The sequence below is a fragment of the Mucilaginibacter sp. 21P genome (assembly GCF_019331605.1).
GTDB classification, from domain to species: Bacteria; Bacteroidota; Bacteroidia; order Sphingobacteriales; family Sphingobacteriaceae; genus Mucilaginibacter; species Mucilaginibacter achroorhodeus.
The window spans coordinates 1,896,125-1,916,754 of the sequence record NZ_CP063061.1 but is presented as its reverse complement, the minus strand read 5'-3'; the positions used below and the strand labels follow the sequence as shown (position 1 = coordinate 1,916,754).

At 42.6% G+C, this 20,630-nt stretch carries 19 protein-coding genes and 1 pseudogene; 10 read left to right on the top strand and 10 right to left on the bottom strand.

Features of this window, described 5'->3' with window-relative positions:
* Positions 1-4 precede the first annotated feature (4 nt).
* From bcp to INP83_RS08690, 7 genes and pseudogenes are all read left to right on the top strand, one after another.
* Positions 5-472, top strand: a complete 468-nt coding sequence (gene bcp / locus INP83_RS08720; protein ID WP_146268702.1) for a thioredoxin-dependent thiol peroxidase — start codon at positions 5-7, stop codon at positions 470-472.
* 66 nt (positions 473-538) lie between these two features.
* Positions 539-1,094 (top strand): annotated as a pseudogene (locus INP83_RS08715) (RNA polymerase sigma factor).
* Positions 1,095-1,145: 51 nt separating this feature from the next.
* Positions 1,146-1,979 (top strand): hypothetical protein, encoded by an 834-nt coding sequence (locus INP83_RS08710; RefSeq protein ID WP_219127101.1) that lies wholly within the window; start codon positions 1,146-1,148, stop codon positions 1,977-1,979.
* Between the two features lies 1 nt (position 1,980).
* Positions 1,981-2,475, top strand: a complete 495-nt coding sequence (locus tag INP83_RS08705; protein WP_219127100.1) for a hypothetical protein — start codon at positions 1,981-1,983, stop codon at positions 2,473-2,475.
* 147 nt (positions 2,476-2,622) lie between these two features.
* On the top strand, positions 2,623-3,816 hold the full coding sequence (locus tag INP83_RS08700; RefSeq protein ID WP_219127099.1) for an aspartate aminotransferase family protein: 1,194 nt from the start codon (positions 2,623-2,625) through the stop codon (positions 3,814-3,816).
* Between the two features lie 249 nt (positions 3,817-4,065).
* On the top strand, positions 4,066-6,342 hold the full coding sequence (locus INP83_RS08695; protein ID WP_219127098.1) for a glycosyltransferase family 4 protein: 2,277 nt from the start codon (positions 4,066-4,068) through the stop codon (positions 6,340-6,342).
* A gap of 5 nt (positions 6,343-6,347) precedes the next feature.
* A complete protein-coding gene (locus tag INP83_RS08690) occupies positions 6,348-7,352 on the top strand; it encodes a glycosyltransferase family 4 protein (RefSeq protein ID WP_219127097.1) in 1,005 nt (334 codons plus the stop codon).
* Between the two features lie 73 nt (positions 7,353-7,425).
* Here the strand turns inward: INP83_RS08690 and fabG are convergent, their stop codons facing one another.
* Entirely contained in the window at positions 7,426-8,169 is a 744-nt protein-coding gene (gene fabG / locus INP83_RS08685; RefSeq protein ID WP_219127096.1) for a 3-oxoacyl-[acyl-carrier-protein] reductase, read from the bottom strand.
* Between the two features lie 117 nt (positions 8,170-8,286).
* Between fabG and INP83_RS08680 the strand changes: the two genes are divergently transcribed.
* Both INP83_RS08680 and INP83_RS08675 read left to right on the top strand, forming a co-directional pair.
* The gene (locus INP83_RS08680; RefSeq protein ID WP_219127095.1) at positions 8,287-8,775 is read left to right on the top strand and encodes a hypothetical protein; all 489 of its coding nucleotides are present in this window, start codon (positions 8,287-8,289) and stop codon (positions 8,773-8,775) included.
* Positions 8,776-8,791: 16 nt separating this feature from the next.
* The gene (locus INP83_RS08675) at positions 8,792-9,268 is read left to right on the top strand and encodes a hypothetical protein (RefSeq protein ID WP_219127094.1); all 477 of its coding nucleotides are present in this window, start codon (positions 8,792-8,794) and stop codon (positions 9,266-9,268) included.
* Here the strand turns inward: INP83_RS08675 and INP83_RS08670 are convergent.
* From INP83_RS08670 to sucD, 8 genes are all read right to left on the bottom strand, one after another.
* Positions 9,265-9,951: a hypothetical protein gene (locus INP83_RS08670; RefSeq protein ID WP_219127093.1), complete on the bottom strand. Its 687-nt coding sequence runs from the start codon at positions 9,949-9,951 to the stop codon at positions 9,265-9,267. The genes INP83_RS08675 and INP83_RS08670 overlap by 4 nt on opposite strands.
* Before the next feature lie 129 nt (positions 9,952-10,080).
* Complete coding sequence (locus tag INP83_RS08665) at positions 10,081-10,287, bottom strand: cysteine-rich CWC family protein (protein WP_146268713.1); 207 nt, start codon at positions 10,285-10,287, stop codon at positions 10,081-10,083.
* Positions 10,288-10,451: 164 nt separating this feature from the next.
* Entirely contained in the window at positions 10,452-12,827 is a 2,376-nt protein-coding gene (locus INP83_RS08660; RefSeq protein ID WP_146268714.1) for a ribonucleoside-diphosphate reductase subunit alpha, read from the bottom strand.
* 160 nt (positions 12,828-12,987) lie between these two features.
* The gene (locus INP83_RS08655; RefSeq protein ID WP_146268715.1) at positions 12,988-13,959 is read right to left on the bottom strand and encodes a ribonucleoside-diphosphate reductase small subunit; all 972 of its coding nucleotides are present in this window, start codon (positions 13,957-13,959) and stop codon (positions 12,988-12,990) included.
* Positions 13,960-14,604: 645 nt separating this feature from the next.
* A complete protein-coding gene (locus INP83_RS08650) occupies positions 14,605-14,979 on the bottom strand; it encodes a methionine-R-sulfoxide reductase (RefSeq protein WP_146268716.1) in 375 nt (124 codons plus the stop codon).
* Between the two features lie 232 nt (positions 14,980-15,211).
* Positions 15,212-15,721, bottom strand: a complete 510-nt coding sequence (locus INP83_RS08645) for a hypothetical protein (RefSeq protein WP_219127092.1) — start codon at positions 15,719-15,721, stop codon at positions 15,212-15,214.
* A 9-nt stretch (positions 15,722-15,730) separates the two neighbouring features.
* The gene (locus INP83_RS08640; protein ID WP_219127091.1) at positions 15,731-17,245 is read right to left on the bottom strand and encodes a serine hydrolase; all 1,515 of its coding nucleotides are present in this window, start codon (positions 17,243-17,245) and stop codon (positions 15,731-15,733) included.
* 155 nt (positions 17,246-17,400) lie between these two features.
* Complete coding sequence (gene sucD / locus INP83_RS08635) at positions 17,401-18,276, bottom strand: succinate--CoA ligase subunit alpha (protein WP_146268718.1); 876 nt, start codon at positions 18,274-18,276, stop codon at positions 17,401-17,403.
* A gap of 288 nt (positions 18,277-18,564) precedes the next feature.
* Between sucD and INP83_RS08630 the strand changes: the two genes are divergently transcribed.
* Entirely contained in the window at positions 18,565-19,329 is a 765-nt protein-coding gene (locus tag INP83_RS08630; protein WP_219127090.1) for a carboxypeptidase-like regulatory domain-containing protein, read from the top strand.
* A gap of 10 nt (positions 19,330-19,339) precedes the next feature.
* Here the strand turns inward: INP83_RS08630 and dctA are convergent, their stop codons facing one another.
* Positions 19,340-20,575: a C4-dicarboxylate transporter DctA gene (dctA, locus tag INP83_RS08625; RefSeq protein ID WP_219127089.1), complete on the bottom strand. Its 1,236-nt coding sequence runs from the start codon at positions 20,573-20,575 to the stop codon at positions 19,340-19,342.
* Positions 20,576-20,630 lie beyond the last annotated feature (55 nt).

The following is a 20,630-nucleotide window of genomic DNA, read 5'->3' as shown; positions in this document are numbered from 1 at the left end:
AAACATGGCAACCCAACTTAAAGCCGGCGACAAAGCCCCGGATTTTACCGCAAACGACCAGAATGGCAACCCTGTTTCATTGTCTGATTACAAGGGTAAAAACGTTATACTCTATTTTTATCCAAAGGATGATACCCCTGGCTGTACGGCCGAATCATGCGATTTTAGAGACAACTATCAATCGCTTGCAGGTAAAGGCTTTGAGGTGATAGGTGTAAGTGTTGACGATGAAAAATCGCACAAAAAGTTTGAAACCAAATATCAATTGCCGTTTACGCTGATAGCCGATACTGAACACAGCATAGTTGAGGCTTATGGCGTTTGGGTTGAGAAAAATATGTACGGAAAAAAATATATGGGTACTGCCCGCACAACTTTTGTGATAGATGGCGATGGCATAATTACCCATATTATTGAAAAGGTTGATACCAAAGCATCATCACAGCAGGTGCTTGAACTGCTGGGCAAATAACCGTAGTTAAAACATATCTCAAACAAAAACGCTTTATACTTATTAAAGTAGATTAAAATTCAATAAATGGCCATACAGGCAGAAGACGAAGAAATTTTAAGCAAGTTTAGGGACGAGAAAACCCGCAACGAGGCTTTTAATATATTGCTGAAAAAATATCAGCAGAAAATATATTGGCACGTGCGGCGCATGGTGATAGACCATGATGATGCCGATGACATTACGCAGGATGTTTTTATAAAGATCTGGAAAAACCTGCCCGGTTTCCGTAATGATGCACAATTGTACACCTGGATGTACCGTATAGCTACCAACGAGTGCATCACCTTCTTAAATAAAAAGAAACAAAAAAATAACGTCTCACTTGACGATGTGGACTATGAACTGTCTGATACTTTATCAAGCTCTGATCAGTTCAGCGGCGATAAGATACAAATGAAGTTACAGCAGGCCATTTTAACACTGCCCGACAAGCAACGCCTGGTTTTTAACATGAAGTACTTTGATGATATGAAGTACGAAGAAATGAGCGAGGTTTTAGGCACAAGCGTTGGTGCACTAAAAGCGTCATATCACCTCGCAGTGAAAAAAGATAGAGAGCTTTATACTATCAAATGATTAATTTTTAATTTAGTATTAAACCTTTTGAAAGTAAAGTCATCTATAAGGATGTATGAAAAGCGATATGGAGAATAAGGAATGGGCAGGTGAAGAAATGTCACTTCAACGGTTTTCGAAAGAAACGCCGTTTGCAGTGCCAGCCGGCTATTTTGAAGAGGCCGGTCAGCGCATATTATCCCTGGTGAACATTGAGGGTTTAAAAACTGATGATACGGCACAAGGCTTTGCCGTGCCTGCAGATTATTTTGAGAATTTAACTAACAATATCCAAAGCAGGATAAATATTGAGGCGGCGGCAGATCCAAACGAGCCGTCTTTTGCTGTTCCGCAGGGATATTTTGACCAGCTTAGCGCTAACATACAAAGCCGCATTGCCATTGAGGATGCAGCAAACAAAGAAGATATTGGCTTTACTGTGCCTGCCGGATATTTTGATAACCTGCAACAACAGATAAACAGCCGTATAGCGGTAGAAATTTTACAAAAAGAACCGGTGTTTGAAGTACCTGAAAACTACTTTGAAACACTGAATAAAAATATACTGGCTAAAACTACGGGCGTTGGCCGCGAAGAGGTTATCCGTAAAACCATTGTACGTAAACTTTGGGCTTCAAATACCTTTAAGTATGCAACAGCTGCTTGTTTAGCTTTGATAATTGGCGCCGGTGCTTTTTTAAGGAATGCACAAGTACCACAACCGGTTGAGCATCAAAGAAGCTACCTGCATTCGCAACTGTCGCAAATACCGGCAGATGAGATAAAGGACTATTTAGAGCTGCATATAGACGCAAGCGATAATCGCCAGCTGTTGGAGAATGCCAACGAAGAACAAATAAATACAGATGCCCTGTCGCAAGATTTACAGGACTATTTGGATGTTAACTAACATGAGTAAGCTTTTAAAATACATATTTATTGGTGTACTGGCAGTAGCCGGGGTTGATGCTTTTGCACAGGTGAACAGTCTGCGTGCGGGTTTCCGCAGCCAGGCGGCACCTAACGCACAGTTTAACCGCCCGCGTACTGGTAAAGGCCAGAAAATATTGGCTGCACGAAATAACTTTATAGGGCAGCAGTTAAACCTTACCGGTGACGAAGCGCGTAAGTTTTGGCCCCTGTATAACCAATACCAACAAGACCTTACTGCAGTACGTATATTAAAGCGTGCAAACAACTCTACCGCTGCTGCAAACGGTACCGAACAGGTAGATAAAGAAATAGCTTACGAAAAACAACTGGTTGAGATACGCCAGCGCTACCGCGATGAGTTTATGAAGATCCTTCCTCCTGAGAAGGTAAGCCTTCTATACAAAAGCGAGCGCGAGTTTACAGATGAACTGATTAAACAATTAAGCGAACGCAGCATCAGGGCAGGCAATTAAATTGTTAGAAGGTTGGAAAGTTGTAACATTTGAAAGGTCACTAACTTGAACAAAATATAGAAGCAGTGCACAAGCGCTGCTTTTTTGTTTATACCGCAGCCCTAAACTTTACAACTTATCTATCTTTGCAAATTACAATTAAAGAATATGCTCACCCTTCGCCAGCTTTTTCTTAACAATAATGCACAAACCACTCACTTCCCGCTACTGTTGGAATTTGACCGTGCCGAAGGTGTGTATATCTATGAAGAAGGTGGCAAAGGTTATATGGATCTTATCTCCGGCATTGGCGTAAGTAACCTGGGCCACAGCCACCCTAAAGTTGTGCAGGCTGTAAAGGATCAGGCAGAGAAATACATGCACCTGATGGTATATGGAGAATATGTACAAACCCCGCAGGTGCGCTTTGCTGAAAAACTGGTGAGTATTCTACCGGACTCGTTAAACTCCGTCTACTTCACCAACTCAGGAGCCGAAGCTGTTGAGGGAGCTATCAAACTTGCTAAGCGTTACACCGGCAGGCCAAATGTATTAGCGTTTAATAACTCATACCATGGCAGCACACATGGTGCACTCAGTGTTATGGGTAACGAGGAATTTAAACAAGCCTACCGCCCATTGCTACCCGGCATTGGCTTTATGCGATTGAATAATCATGATGATCTTGAACTCATCAATCATCAAACCGCTTGCATTATCCTCGAAACCATACAGGGCGAGGCGGGTATCAGGGTTCCGGACTACGAGTGGATGCAAGCCCTGCGCAAGCGCTGTTCTGAAACAGGTACGCTGCTTATATTAGATGAGATACAGGCCGCGCTCGGCCGTACAGGCAAATTGTTCGCCTTTGAGCATTTCGATATCGTTCCGGATATTTTGCTGATGGCTAAAGCCTTGGGCGGCGGCATGCCCGTAGGTGCGTTTGTGTCATCGGTAGAGATCATGTCGGCATTTAAAGAGAACCCTATCCTCGGGCACATCACTACTTTTGGCGGGCACCCGGTATCATGTGCTGCGGGGCTGGCAGCTTTAGATGTTTTGCTTGAGGAGAACCTGATAGATGACGTTGCGGAGAAAGAAGCAATTATCCGCCGCGAATTGCAGCACCCGGCTATAAAAGAGATACGCGGCAAGGGCCTTATGCTGGCTGTGGAATTTGAAAGTTTTGATACTAATAAGAGAATCATCGACACCTGTATACAAAATGGTGTAATTACAGACTGGTTTTTGCACTGTAGTAACTCCATGCGCCTTGCACCGCCTTTAATTATTACGACAGAAGAGCTTGTTAAAGCTTGCCATATCATTGTGCAAGCCATCGCCCAACATACAGAAGATTAAGCAGTTATCATCCGAACAACTATTAGTTTTACCTTTATGCTATCAAAAATGCTTCAATAAATGCTGTAACGGGCTTTTATTGATGTTTATGGTATACTTTATGCATATAGGTTAATGCCTGCGTAAATTGATCCGCTGTATGGCTATAATAGCCTTATTTAAGGTCAGCAGTGCACAGTTTTCGGGTCAATTAGTGTTTTTAACGCATCTTGACAACTAAGCAATAAATAACGGACCTCTACATACACTATGAAAATCGCTTATATATCAACCTATCCGCCGCGAGAATGTGGTATTGCTACCTTTAACCACAACTTAATGAACGCCATTAACGCTAACTTCCCGGACAGGAAGGATCCGCTTGATGGTGGTTATGTAGTTGCACTAAATGATTCTGAGGATCTGCAAGAGTACGAATACCCATCGCACGTTAAATTCGTTATCCGTCAAAATCATCAAAAGGATTATATCCGCGCAGCATCTTACATCAACACCAGTAACGTAGAAGCAGTGATATTGGAACACGAGTTTGGCATTTACGGTGGAGAGAGCGGCATATATGTATTACCGTTGATAAACCGTTTAGAGAAACCACTTATCTCTATACTGCATACGGTTTTAAAAGACCCAAGCTACGTACAGCGTATCGTTATCCGCGAGATTGCCGAGCAGTCATCAAAGATCATTGTAATGAGCAAACGCGCAGTGGAGTTTTTAACCACCATATACGATATACCTGCAGAGAAGATACAAATAATTGAGCACGGCGTACCTGATGTTGAAGCACCAGAACCCAACCCGGTTAAAAGCTTAAGCCAGTTTAAGAATCGCCGTGTAATGTTAACATTCGGTTTGTTAAGCCGTAACAAAGGTTTAGAAACGGTTGTTAAGGCACTACCCAAAATTGTAGAGAAACACCCGGATGTGATGTATGTGGTATTGGGTAACACCCACCCCGGCGTTATTAAAAGCTCGGGCGAGGAATACCGCGACCACCTTAAAAGTTTAGCTGCTCAATTGAAAGTATCGCAACACCTGGCATTCATCAACAAGTTTGTTGCCGAAGATGAATTGATCAATTACCTTACCGCAGCAGAGGTATACGTAACCCCTTATCTTAACGAAGCGCAAATTACCAGCGGTACATTATCATACGCCGTTGGTGCAGGTGCAGCAGTAGTTTCAACCCCATACTGGCACGCAACTGAATTGTTGGCTGATGACCGTGGTCGTCTGTTTGATTTTAAAAACTCAGATGCTTTAGCTGACACAATTAACGAGTTATTGGGCGATGATGCACAACTGAAAGAATTAAAACAAAACGCCTATGAGTACGGCTTGCATCTGCGCTGGCCGGTAATTGGTGCCGAGTTCATCAAAGTAGCACAAGAGGCTTCTGCAAGGCACGACTTTAGCGACAAGATATTAAAAAACAGCATCGTTGATCCTGAGATATTACCAAAGTTTAGCTTGGCGCACGTACTGCGTTTAACTGACGATACCGGTATCGTTCAGCATGCCAAATACGGTATCCCTAACTTAAAAGAGGGTTACTGCCTTGATGATAACGCCCGTGCGCTGATAATGGCTTTAATGGCCTACCAGCGTAACAAAAGCAGCGAAGCTTATCGCCTGCTCCCTATCTACCTGAGCTATATTCACTACATGCAAACGGATGACGGTAACTTCCGTAACTTCCTAAGCTTTGATAGGCGTTACCTGGATGAGGTAGGTTCAGAGGATTCATTTGGCCGCACCATCTGGGCTCTGGGTCATTTGATTAGCTGTGCTGCCAGCAACTCTTACCGCGAATTTGCTTTAGAGCTGTTTCATAAATCATACACTCACTTTAAAGCACTTAAACATATCCGCGGCCAGGCAAATACCATTATCGGTATTGCGCTGTACCTGCAGGTTTACCCAACCGACGAAGGTATGGTTGCCGAGTTGATACGCCTAACGCAACCATTATTGGATGCTTACGACAATACCCGTTCTGATGACTGGGAATGGTTTGAAGAAAGCATGACCTATGACAATGCTATATTGCCTTTAGCGCTACTTCATTCTTACGAAATTACGGGCAGCCCTAAAGCCAAGGAAGTAGCAATGAAAACCATGGCTTTCCTTGATCAGTTAACATTATCAAATGGTTACTTAAGCCCAGTTGGTAACGATGGCTGGTACTACCGCGGCGGTACATTTCCTACTTTCGATCAGCAAGCTATAGAAACTATGGCCATGGTGCTGATGCACTTCCAGGCCTATCAAACTTTCCGTAAGCCTGAGTATATTGAAAAGATGTTCCTAAGCTACAAATGGTTCCTGGGTGAGAATACACTGCGCGCACCGCTTTATGATCACGAAACAAAAGGCTGCTGCGATGGCTTGTTGCCTACCGGTATTAACCGTAACCAGGGCGCAGAAAGTACGCTTGCCTACATGATATCGCACCTCACAGTGCTTAAAGCTTTTGAACTGGAGTACGAGTACAACAAATTGGAACAAAAAGTTAAGATCTGCTAACAAAAATGAAAGCAGCGATTTTAGCTCCCGTTGCCTGGCGCACACCGCCCAGGCATTACGGGCCATGGGAACAGGTTGCTTCTAACATTGCCGAAGGTTTGATAAAGCTTGGCGTTGATGTTACCCTTTTTGCTACCGGCGACTCCATTACTGCAGGCAAACTGGATGCAATTTGCGAACAAGGCTATGAGGAAGACCGAACGCAGGATGCTAAGGTGCTCGAGTGTTTGCATATCAGCAACCTGATGGAAAAAGCCGGCGAGTTTGATATCATTCATAACAACTTTGATTTTTTGCCGCTAACTTATACCGGGCTTATCAATACCCCGGTTATTACCACTATACATGGCTTTTCATCGCAGAGAATAATACCCGTTTATAAAAAGTATAATAAGCGCGGGCATTATGTATCTATAAGCGATGCGGACCGCAGCCCGGAGTTGGAATATATGGCTACGGTTTACAACGGTTTAGACACCGCAGATTTTAAGTTTACAGAGAAGCCTAAAGACTACCTGCTGTACTTTGGTCGTATTCATCATGATAAAGGCGCTGCAGAAGCCATAGAAATAGCTAAGAAGGCAAACAAGCGATTACTCATAGCTGGTATCAAGCAAGATGAGAACTACTGGCGCGAAAAGGTTGAGCCACACTTAAACGAGCAGATAGTTTATGTAGGCTCAGCGGGCCCGGAAAAACGTAACGAACTTTTAGGTAATGCCCTTGCCCTTCTCCACCCTATCAATTTTGCCGAGCCATTTGGAATGAGCGTGGCAGAATCCATGCTGTGCGGAACTCCTGTAATTGCCTTCAACAAAGGTTCAATGCCGGAGTTGATACAGCACGAAAAAACGGGTTTTTTAGTCAACACAATTGATGAAGCTGTAGACACGATCAAGAGCATCCCATCCATCAACAGGCAATACTGCCACGATTGGGCTGCTTCAAAATTCTCTAAAGAAAAAATGGCTGAGGATTATTTTAAGCTGTATCAGCAGATCTTGGGATAAGATACCAAAATTAAAAAGCCAAAAGCCGCACTCCGCAACCTTTGACTTTTTAATTTTGAATTTTGACTTAGACCTACAGCATTCCACCATCGACAGGGATAACCTGCCCGGTGATGTATGCTGCCATATCTGATGCCAGGAAAACGCAGGCATTGGCCACATCGTCAACCTCTCCTGCGCGTTTTAATGGAATATTTGCTTCCCAGCCTTCAACAACTTTAGGGTCTAATACGTCGGTCATTTCGGTGCGAATAAAGCCCGGTGCAACCACGTTGGTGCGGATGTTGCGTGAACCTAATTCTTTTGCAACCGATTTTGAGAAACCAATGATACCCGCCTTTGATGCTGCATAGTTAGCCTGGCCGGCATTGCCCTGCACACCAACAACCGAACTCATGTTAATGAACACACCTTTACGTACTTTCATCATAATTTTTGAAGCCGCTTTGGTAACGTTGAATATCGACTTGAGATTTACGTCAAGCACCTCATCCCACTGGTCTTCGGTCATGCGCATCAGCAGGCCATCTTTAGTGATACCGGCGTTATTTACCACAATATCTAAACCACCGAAATCAGCAACAATATCATTTATAAGCTTTTCTGCTTCATTAAACTTAGAAGCATCGCTGCGGTAACCTTTTACTTTGGTACCAAAGCTTTGCAGTTCCTGCTCTAAGGCTTGTCCCTTTTCAACAGATGACAAATAAGTAAAAGCTACATTGGCACCATGTTCAGCAAATTTTTCGGCAATTTTGCGGCCTATCCCTTTTGAAGCACCGGTAACCAGTGCGGTTTTTCCTTCTAACAATTTCATAATTTAAGTATGCTTTTTATGAGTGCGTGAAGATAGGCAATCTATATGAAACCCAAAAAACTGTGAACTTCTTGCAAATAAATTTATGTATATTAGGTTTAACCAATTATCACCCTTATGGCACGTGAAGAAAAGATCAGTTTTCGCTATAGCTTGATCAGCAGCCTGCTATACGCTTCTTTTTTTGCTATTCCTGTGGTTTGGCTGGGAATAGACCTTTATGATTACTTTAGCGTTGGCAGCGTTAGCGGCGTATTTGTGATGAGCGTATTTTTTGCGTTCTTCATGGTTTACGCAGCTTTTACCACCTACAAATACGTTATACCGGCGTTTAAGAAAAGTACTGCCTTAGAGATAAACCAGCAAGGCATTATTTATTACCCGCAAAACGTAATTATAGAGTGGACTGACATTACCGACCTGAGGCTTGCCAATAATACGCAAGGTTTCTCTACCCTGCATTGTTATTACAACCTTTTTAATGGCCGCGAAACTTGCATCAAAATGTCGCTAACTTGGGTAGATTGCGACGACGAGGATGTTTTTGGTATTATTGAAGCCAATTTAGAAGAACGCAACTTCAAATGGCAACACCACGCAACATAAAGCTATCTTTTACCTAATGGAGGACAAAATAACGTACCGCTATAGTTGGAGTTATTGCTTAATTAATTATGGACTTTTAGCATGGGCTTTATATCTCATAAGCAGTCCGTTTTCTAAAGCACTTTCAAAAAATATTGTAGATGAATTATATTATGGTACAGCAGTGCTTACACTCATCACTATCTTTTTATATATAACTATAAGGTACACTATTCCTATGTTGAGAGGAAAAATAGCTTTCGAGATAAATCAAATAGGCGTTGTAGACCATTCGCAAAATTTTATTATTGAATGGGGTGATATAACAGATATCAAGCTATCACAAGGCAGATCAGTTACCGCGCTGTACTTTTATTTTAAGGGGCCAAATGGTTCTCATGATAGGGTCTGGACTCGACTGAACTGGGTCAATGGGGAAGCGAAAGAGATTTACGGTATCATCGAAGCCAACCTTGAAGACCGCAAGCCTAACTGGCACGCCAGACAGGCTTAAAAGTTATAAGTTAGCATTAAATTAGCCGACGCCGCACTGAACCCCTTGTAAACCTCTGTACCGGTTTGTGTATTTGAGTTAAAGCCGGTAATGTTTAAGCCATACCTACCTTCAATACCGATGGTGATATTACCGGCGCTTGCAAAATTAACCCCAAGTTTTGGACCCAGGTAGTTTAAAGATGAATTGCCCGAAAATGAAAACTGATTTCCGGCATCATCTTCAGTGTAAAAAGACTGGCTTATAAATACCGAACCGGCATTGATACCGCCATAAATTTCAACCGCATCAGTAATTGGTAAACTATAAGCTATGCCCGCATATAACCCTATTCCGCGGAAATTACTGAAAGCCGTATATGCATTACCATAATCACTCTCGGTCACAAAAACGTCTTGTTTGGGTTTATATGAACGATAATCGGCACTGCCGGAGAAACGCCAGTTGTTTAAGCGCTTTATAACTGTTAAGCCGAAAGTAGGTGCAGCTTTGTAATAATCCCTAAGATCCTTGTCAGGACTTTCATAACCAAGGTTAATGGCTACACCCCAACCGTTCTCCCTATCAACGGTAGAGCCGCCACCACTGCTGCTGTTGCTACCGCCAAGCAGGTCGCCGTCAGCATTTAGGCCAAGGCCCCGGCGTTGTGCATTAGCCGGCAATAAGAAAAAGGTGCTTAACATTAAGATAATGAAAGAGGCCCGCAGTGCAGTTTTCCTTGGGGAATTAGGGTACATGTTGTGATAAAGAATAGTTTAAATGTTGCCCTAAGATAATGAAAACGTTGAGACTGTGAAACACAGGATTAAGAATTACAAACTCTCCTGATACTCCTTCTGCAACTCCAATAAACAACCGGCGCACAAGCAGCCATCATATAGCTCGCTTACGTACTGTACCTCATTTATACTTAACTGCACAGTACTGCACTGGCATTTGGTGTAGGCATTGGCTTTACACTCAAACGGCTTGCTGCAGCGTTCGCAATGGAGTATTTCGTGTTTGGCGGAGGTGAGCATATTTTGAGTAGGAAGTTGGGAAGACCGAAAGTCCAAAAAGCCGGAAAATCGATCAATAAAAAAGTCCGAAAGCAAAGATGAGAAAACATCTTTTAACTTTCGGACTTGTGCGGACTTTCTGACTTTCCGACTACTTAATTCTATTTATATCGTATTAGGCGAAATTATGCAGAGCAGGTAACGCAACCTTCTTCCATTGAACAGGTTGGGCCTGCCGGCATTTCCTCTTCGCTGGTATTACCAACAACTTCTGGTATAACGGCTTCCATGTTTTTACCACCCTGATTCTCAACTGTAAATTTAACAGCTTGTGACGCAGCTTGCGTACGCAGGTAGTACATACCTGTTTTAAGGCCTTTCTTCCATGCATAGAAGTGCATTGAAGTTAGTTTAGATGCATTTGGCGAATTAATGAACAAGTTAAGCGACTGCGACTGGCAGATATAAGCACCCCTATCGGCTGCCATATCAATGATGTTACGCATTTTAATTTCCCATACTGTTTTGTACAGTTCTTTGATATCGGCAGGTATTTCGGCAATATCCTGAATAGAACCATTTGCGCTGATGATCCTGTCTTTCATGGTGTTGTTCCATAAGCCAAGGTCAACCAGGTCTCTTAACAAGTGTTTGTTAACGATCACAAACTCTCCGCTTAATACACGGCGGGTGTATATGTTTGAAGTATATGGTTCAAAACACTCGTTATTACCCAAAATTTGTGATGTTGAAGCTGTAGGCATCGGCGCAACTAATAATGAGTTACGTACACCGTGGTTCATTACATCCAGGCGCAGGTTCTCCCAATCCCAACGATCACTTGCCGGTTTAACATCCCACAGATCAAACTGGAATTTACCTTCTGATAAAGGTGAACCTTTGAAAGTTTCATAAGCACCGTCTTTTATAGCCAGGTCTTTAGAAGCCGTCATTGAGGCAAAGTAAATGGTCTCAAAGATCTCTTTGTTCAATTGTTTTGCTTCTTCGCTCTCGAAAGGTAAACGTAACAGGATAAAAGCATCAGCCAAACCCTGTACACCTAAACCAACCGGGCGGTGGCGCAGGTTTGAACGCTCTGCCTCTACTACCGGGTAAAAATTATGATCAATGATCTTGTTAAGGTTTAACGTTGCCTGGTAGGTAACATCATATAATTTCTGATGATCAAACTTACCATCGATAACAAAGCGTGGCAATGCTAAAGAAGCAAGGTTACAAACCGCTACCTCATCGGCAGAAGTGTACTCGATAATTTCGGTACAAAGGTTTGAGCTTTTTATAGTACCCAGGTTTTGCTGGTTTGATTTGCTGTTAGCAGCATCTTTGTACAGCAAGTAAGGCGTACCGGTTTCAACTTGTGAATCTAACACGGCAAACCAAAGCTCTTGTGCTTTGATGGTTTTACGTGCGCGTCCTTCTCTTTCATATTTAGTATACAAAGCTTCAAACTCGGCACCAAAGCAATCAGCTAAACCAGGTGCTTCATGCGGGCAAAACAGGCTCCAGTCCTCGTTTGCCTCAACACGCTTCATGAACAGGTCTGATACCCAAAGGGCATAGAACAGGTCACGTGCACGCATTTCCTCTTTACCGTGGTTCTTACGCAGATCCAGGAATTCAAAGATATCTGCATGCCAAGGTTCAAGATAGATAGCGAAAGCGCCTTTACGCTTGCCACCACCCTGGTCAACGTAGCGGGCAGTATCGTTAAACACGCGCAGCATTGGGATAATACCGTTGCTCGTACCGTTTGTACCGCTGATATATGATCCTGTTGCACGCACATTGTGGATGCTTAGGCCAATACCACCCGCGCTTTGCGATATTTTGGCGGTTTGTTTCAATGTATCATAAATACCCTCAATACTGTCATCCTTCATGGTTAACAGGAAGCATGATGACATTTGAGGTTTTGGTGTACCGGCGTTAAATAAAGTAGGCGTTGCGTGCGTAAACCAGCGCTCGCTCATCAGGTTGTATGTTTTGATTGCGCTTTCGATATCCTCTTTGTGGATACCAACAGATACACGCATAAACAAATGCTGAGGGCGCTCGGCAATTTTACCGTCCAATTTTAACAGGTATGATTTCTCAAGCGTTTTAAAGCCGAAGTAATCAAAACCGAAGTCGCGGTCGTAGATAATGCTGCTATCCAGGATATCTGCATTTTTTTGGATGATCTCGTGTACATCATCAGCCAATAAAGCAGCGCTTTTGCCTGTCTTAGGGTCAATGTACTCATAAAGGCGTTTCATGGTCTCAGAGAACGACTTCGTGGTATTTTTGTGCAGGTTTGATACCGCAATACGCGATGCAAGCAAAGCATAATCAGGGTGTTTGGTGGTTAATGATGCTGCTGTTTCTGCTGCAAGGTTATCCAACTCTGATGTGGTAACCCCATCAAACAAACCTTCAATTACTTTTTTCGCTACATCAATTGGATCAACCAGCTTGAACCCGTAGCACAGCTTCTCAATACGAGCTGTGATCTTGTCGAACTTAACCGACTCTTTTCTGCCGTCTCTTTTTACTACAAACATTTTTTTACCGCCTCCTTATTTACCCGGCCGCCCGCCGGATGGTTTAAGTTTATATATTAATTATTCTTGTTCTCTTTTTTCTGAACCTTGATCTGCCTGATTAGTGGATTTCATGATTTTCTTTTCCTAATCTCTAATCACAAATCTCTGGTCTCTACCCTTAAAAATCCTCGTCTAACGAGAATGATTTGCTTTCGGCACTATTCATTACACCGCTTTTTTGATAATCACCAACACGTTTTTCAAAGAAGTTGGTTTTACCCTGCAAGCTTATCATCTCCATAAAGTCGAACGGATTGGTTGCGTTATACACTCTATCGTAACCCAGCTCTACCAACCATCTATCGGCAACAAACTCGATGTATTGCTGCATCAGTTTAGCGTTCATACCTATCAGGTTTACGGGCAATGCATCGGTAACAAACTCTTTTTCAATTTCTACAGCATCAGTGATAATAGCTGTTGCAGCTTCTTTACTCAGCTTGTTCTCCAGCATGCTGTAAAGCAAACAAGCAAACTCACAGTGCGAACCTTCGTCACGAGAGATCAGCTCATTACTAAAGGTTAAGCCCGGCATTAAACCGCGTTTCTTTAACCAGAAGATAGAGCAGAAACTACCTGAGAAGAAGATACCTTCAACAGCGGCAAATGCTACCAAACGCTCTGCAAACGAACCATTGTTTATCCAACGCAGCGCCCACTCTGCTTTTTTACCTACACAAGGCACGGTTTCAATAGCGTGGAACAGGCGATCTTTCTCAACCGGATCTTTGATGTAAGTATCGATCAGCAATGCGTAGGTTTCAGAGTGGATATTCTCCATCATGATTTGGAAACCATAGAAACAACGCGCCTCCGGCAATTGCACTTCGCTCATGAAGTTCACTGCAAGGTTTTCATTTACAATACCATCGCTGGCAGCAAAAAAGGCAAGTACGTGTGATATAAAGTGTCTTTCGCCCGAGTTTAGGCTTTCCCAGTGTTTAAGGTCATCAGAAAGATCTATCTCTTCTGCTGTCCAGAAACTGGCTTCAGACTTTTTGTACATTTCCCATATTGCCGGGTACTTTATCGGCAGGATAACAAAGCGGTCTTTGTTCTCTTTTAACAGTAATTCGGTTTCCTCTTGCATTGCCTCTTTATATTATTTTAATAGCTCCGTTACGCGTTCATATTCAATTTACCTACGTGACAACAGCAGACAGGTTTACCATGGCGAGTTATAAAAAATTAGCAGTCGACATCGACTTGCGCATATTACTCACTCAATTTCAAACCCCTCTTGCCTTCTTCAACTTGTTATTAGTTGCACGTTCTAAACCACATACAATATGGTTCATTTTTCAAATTTGCCAGTAGGTAACCGGCATCATAGATAGTACTTGAAAGAACTTGTAATTCAAAGATAGGGCATCAGGCAATTCCGAGATAGTCTAAGTTCTTAACATCACCTATAAGTTGTCCACAATCGGCAAGATGACATTGAGATTATTGTAAGTGCTTTAAAATTTTAAGCATCTAACCATCAACTTATTATAGCCTACCACAACAAAAAATATTGTTTATCAAAACAAAAATACATCGGCATTTGTGCGATTTCCACACGTTATAAACAACCCTAAAACTCAAAGGTAAAAGGCTCTAAAAACGCGCTTTTTCAAGCACTTATCTGCACCAATTTTTTTTCCGTTTTCTTAACAACAATTAATGTGGAAAAAGAAAAATCCCCACCGGTTTTTACAACCGTGGGGATGATATTAATGTCCCGGTGATGTGATTATTTCTTTAATTGTTCTATCGGCACAAATTTCATGGAGATAGAGTTTACACAATGGCGGGTGTTTTTAGGGGTCATGTACTCTCCCTCAAAAACGTGGCCCAGGTGGGCACCGCAATTAGCGCATACGATCTCTACTCTTCTGCCATCAGCATCGCGTACGCGTTTTACCGCGCCCGGTATCTCATCATCAAAACTTGGCCAACCGCAAAAAGATTCAAATTTATCTTCTGACTGGTAAAGTGGCGTATCGCAACGTTTGCACACATATACGCCTTGTGCTTTATTATTAAGCAGGTCGCCGGTAAATGGGCGCTCGGTGCCTTTATGCAGTATTACGTATTCTTCTTCGGGGGTTAATTGATTATATGACATTTTTAGTTACTGAATTATGGAGTGAGTGAATGAGCGATTTTACTACCCTCGCTCACACATAAATATACGACAAATGCTCCGCTAAGATTGTTTCGTAAAAGGATGTTTACAAAGGGTTGACGGAGGATTAGATCAGCAGATACTGCCACTAAGCAGATAAATTCAAAGCATTATGTCATTAGGCCTTTGGAACCACTGTCCATTTTTAAAATCTTCGACAAGCTCTGTGAGTTTACAGCCTGATATAATTAAATGTCTTTTTATAATACTGACGTGGCTTTTCCCTTAAAAAGGATTGCATAATGTTGTCGTAAGCCAAAAGAGGAACTGTGAATTGGGTAATGGTTATTTTAACGGCACTTTTTAGAACAATTACCATGTAGTTGTATGTGCCAAACTTGCCTAAAGACTTTTGTTCATGTATTTCTACTAAATCTATTTCATCCCGATTAATATTGATTTGCTCATCATGCTGTATAACTATCATATTATCACCCAGATCATCTATTATTATCTGCTTACCATTATCTGCATTATTAAACTGAATGGTAATAAATATAACATATGCCTGAAACCATAGAAGAAACGCCGGAATAATTAAAACTAATAAAACAAACCGAGACGCTCCATCGAAAAAAATACTGAGTAAACAATATATAAATACTGACACTAAAAAAACGGCCATTACAACATCAAACCAAATTGATGCTTTCTTAAAATTATACTCCTTTTTCCTTCTCATTCGAACTATTTACTCCACCAACCCAATATGATACTCCTGTATTAACGGCGGATTCTCCGGGGTAAGCGTAAAAGATATTTTGATCTTCGCTGTTTCGCCTGTAAGGATAAAATAGCCACGTAGGTTATTTTCAGGTACCACATCCCCCACGCTAACGATCTTACCGGCTTTGGTAAATATTGCAGTTGCCTCAGCTTTTAATTTATCAGGAAAGTAATCAAGAAAAAAATTATCGGCGAAAATGCGGGTTGCTTGTGCGTTACTCCAACCGGGTAGTAGCTTCACCAACTCGTCACGTCGTTGGGTAAGCACTTTTGACGGAGGCAATTTACGGGGTTGGATTTTTGACAATTGAAGCAAAGTATCTAACACCATGTTGTTTAGTTTGCCGGCACTTGCATAAGTAAGGTTGGCAAAACACACAACGCCAATGCCATACTCGGGCATGATATTCCATTGGCTGCCAAAGCCCGGCAAGCCGCCGGTATGACCTACAAAAACTCGTCCTTCGCAGTCTTTAACCCATCGCAATCCGTAAGCATATGCCGAAACAGAAGCGCAAGGTTTAGACGGATTAAGCGAATATTGATTAATATAATTAACATCCCATGGATAATGCATCTCGCGGATCGAACTACGCTTTACCGGACCTTTTTCCGCATCATCCCGAGGCGGCCAGGCATCCATATGCAGGGCCATGTACTTGCTAAAATCTTCAATAGTAGTGATTAAACCGCCCATGGCCCCGTAAGCGCCATCATGCAGCAAAGGTTGCTCCACCCACTGCCCATCCAACCAGCGGTAACCATGCGCAAGTTTATCTTGGGGTACATTATTATACTCCCAGTAAGTATGGGTCATACCGAGTGGCTTAAGGATATTCTCGTTGATATATTGTTCATAGGTTTTGCCACTAACCTTTTTAATGATATATCCTAAAGTGGCAAACCCCAGGTTACTGTACTCATAACCCTGACCAGGGTTATGAGAAAACGAGACACCTTTTTTATAAATATTGATCAGGTCCGCATCGCTTACGGCAAGCTGCCTGTCGCCCCACGGATTGTCTTCCGGGTAACCTGCCGAATGGGTTAACAGGTGGCGGATGGTTACCGGCGCAGCATCCTTGGTGAGATACTTGTTGTTCTTCATCTCCGGTATATAGAAATACGCCGGATCATCAAGTTTAAGCCTGCCCTCGTCGCGCAGCTTTAAAATTGCCATGGCGGTGAAGCTTTTACTCATGGATGCAATGCGGAAATCAGATTGCGAAGAAACCGGTGTTTTAGTGGCAATATCAGTATAACCTACATTGCCGGTATGCACCAGCTTACCATCAACCACAATGCCGTAAGCAAGGCCTGGTATATGCATTGCTTCTGCCTGGTGTTTATAAACACTGTCGATAACGCTGTAAGTAGCTTCAATTTTCTTTAACCGGTCGGGATCAGTAAAAGTGGCTGGCTTGTATTGAGCGAAAGCGCCCGACGAAACAAAAAGCAGCAGGTAAAAATATTTGCGCATAGATGAGGCTTTACATCTAATTTAATGATCTGACCCGGAATTAAAAGAATTTTAAAAATTCTTCAATTATCAATCTTCTAAAAACAAAAAAAAATCCCGGTCAAAAATTGACCGGGACTTATATATCTTAATTCCTGACTCTAAAAGTCCTGAATCTATTTTTTTGCTAATTCTTCTGCCATAGCAGCGCCAATTTCAGCAGGAGATTCTACAACGCGGATACCACACTCTGCCATGATCTTCATTTTTGCAGCAGCAGTATCATCAGCGCCACCAACAATAGCACCCGCGTGGCCCATACGGCGGCCCGGAGGCGCAGTTTGGCCGGCAATAAAGCCTACAACAGGTTTAGTGCCATGCTCTTTTATCCAACGGGCAGCTTCTGCTTCCATACCACCACCGATTTCACCGATCATGATGATACCATGCGTATCAGGATCATTCATTAACAATTCAACAGCTTCTTTGGTTGGTGTACCAATAATAGGGTCGCCACCGATACCAATAGCAGTAGTGATACCTAAACCGGCTTTAACAACCTGGTCAACAGCTTCATAAGTTAAGGTACCAGATTTTGATACCACACCCACATTACCTTTTTTGAAGATAAACCCAGGCATAATACCAATTTTAGCTTCATCAGCAGTGATGATACCAGGGCAGTTAGGGCCAATTAAACGGGTGTTTTTATCACTGATATATTCTTTAACCTCGATCATATCCTTTGTTGGGATACCCTCGGTGATACATACTATAACTTTAATACCTGCTTCGGCAGCTTCCATAATAGCATCAGCACCAAACGCAGGCGGAACAAAAATGATAGATACGTCGGCACCGGTCTGGTCAACTGCATCTTTCACTGTGTTAAACACAGGGCGGTCTAAATGGCTTTGGCCACCTTTGCCCGGCGTAACACCACCAACAACCTGTGTACCATAGGCTATCATTTGCTCAGCATGGTATGAACCTTCTTTACCTGTGAAACCTTGTACGATAACTTTTGAATCTTTATTTACGAGAACGCTCATCGGCTTTTGATTTTTGTATGGCAAAGCTAAAGTTATTGCCCTTAAAGTCAAACTTATTTTTAGCCTTGATGGCATTTTTACGTCAAAATATTTTCGCAATTGTTGGCGGTAACCCGGTCGGCCGGTTTAAAAGATGTTAACCTTAATCAGTTTTTAATTTTTATGCCGGATCTCTCATTGTAAAAACGCCCAATAGAACAAGAAACCGATTGGTTTAAGCGGTTAAAAACTGTTAAATATCTTTTAATTAACTTTTTGACTACTTAATTTAGTTGCAAAGCGCCCGCAATGAAAAACCTTGCCTTTTTAATACTTGTTGTTTTCAGTTTAAAAGTATCGGCGCAAAACGTGAGCGGTTTTGTGGTAGAAAAAGACACCAAAAAACCGATGCCTTTTATCCTTGTATCAACAAGCGGAACAAATGTATTCACTAATGAGGCCGGCGGCTTTACCGTACGCGTAAGGCAGATAAGCGATACCATTAAAATAAAAACCATGGGTTATAAACCTGTAGTGATCCCGGTAACGCCTTTCAGCGGACAATTAAAATTAATAGAACTCATACCCGAAACCTACCGTTTGCGCGGTGTAACCATCTCTGCTTATAAACGCTACCTGCAGGATTCGTTGGATAACCGGCGAATATTCGCAAAAGAGTTTGCGTTTAAAGGCCCGGCGCTTACAGATGTGATGCACCATAGCAGCACAGATGCCCCTTTTGCCTTTGTAAACGTTGACCTGTTATCACTTTATAAAACCATCTTTAAAAAGAAAACCAAGCAATATAGATTGCAGCAAGCGATGTTAAGGCTTGAACATGAGAATCACGTTGCCCTGCGTTTCAACCGCGGCCTCGTAACCAAAGTAACCGGCATGAAAGGTGACTCTTTGGATACTTTTATGGCTAACTATCAGCCGCCTCAATACCTTATAGACGGCATGACGGATTACAACCTGATGCAGTACATCAAAGAGAATTATACGCGCTACAAAAATCTTAGAGGAAAGGATGCGCCCACACAAGTTGATTTTAAGAAAGGGATTTTAAATTAGTACGCCCCCTTCAGGAGGCTGTGTGGCTTGAGCTAAACTCCCCCTCACTTTTCGCGATCACAATAGTAGCTACGCCATTGCCTATAACGTTAGTGATAGCACGAGCCTCGCTCATAAAGCGGTCTACTCCCAACAGGATCGCCACACCCTCTACCGGAATCACTTTAATGGCGGCCAACGTTGAGGTAAGTACGATAAACCCGCTCCCGGTTACGCCTGCTGCACCTTTTGAGGTAAGCATTAATATCCCGATGATGGTAAGCTGTTGCTCCAACGAAAGATCGATCTTAAAAACCTGTGCTAAAAATATGGTAGCCATTGAAAGATAGATGGTAGTGCCATCCAGGTTAAAGGAATAACCGGCCGGAATAACCAAGCCTACCACAGATCTTGAACAGCCAAACTTTTCCAGTTTTTCCATCATTCCCGGCAATGCCGATTCTGATGAGGACGTACCCAAAACGATAAGTATTTCTTCTTTGATATGCTTTAGATATTGCCACAAGCTAAACTTAAACAACGCAGCAATAATGTTGAGCACCACGAAGATGAACAGAAACATGGTCAGGTAAACCGAACCCATCAGCATGGCTAATGGCTGCAGCGTTTTTATTCCGTAGGTGCTGATGGTGTATGCCATCCCGCCGAATGCGCCAAGCGGTGCAACCTTCATCACTATCTTCATGATGTTGAAGAACACCTTAGACAGTTTATCAAACGTTTGTATCAGCGATTCGCCTGCCTTTCCCATGCGGCTTAAGCCAAAACCAAACAGAATAGCGAAGAACAATATTTGCAGGATATCGCCATCAGCAAAGGCTTTGAACAAGTTCCCCGGAACGATGTGGGCGAAAAATTCGCCCCATTTCATGTTAGCGGCGGCCTTTTCATATTCTGCCAGTTTAGACGAATCTACCTTTACGTGGTTATTAATGAAGTTTGAACCAGGCTTAATGATATTTGCAACAGCAACGCCTATCACCAAAGCAAGGGTGGTTACCAATTCAAAATAAAGCAAAGCCTTCCCTCCAACCCGGCCAACCTTTTTCATATCGCTCATACCTGCAATACCCAGCACTATCGTAAAAAATATAATCGGCGCTATCAGCATGGTGATCAGGCTGATGAAAGTCTTGCTGATCAATTGCGCCGTGGGCGCAAAATCTTTAAAGTACAAGCCTACCAATACCCCCAGCAGGATAGCAACAATAACCTGGAAAGTAAGATTGGAAAGCAGGCGTTTCATGGTTAGAGATTAGTTGATCAGAGATTGGTTAATTAGTGGTTATGCAGAGTGTTAA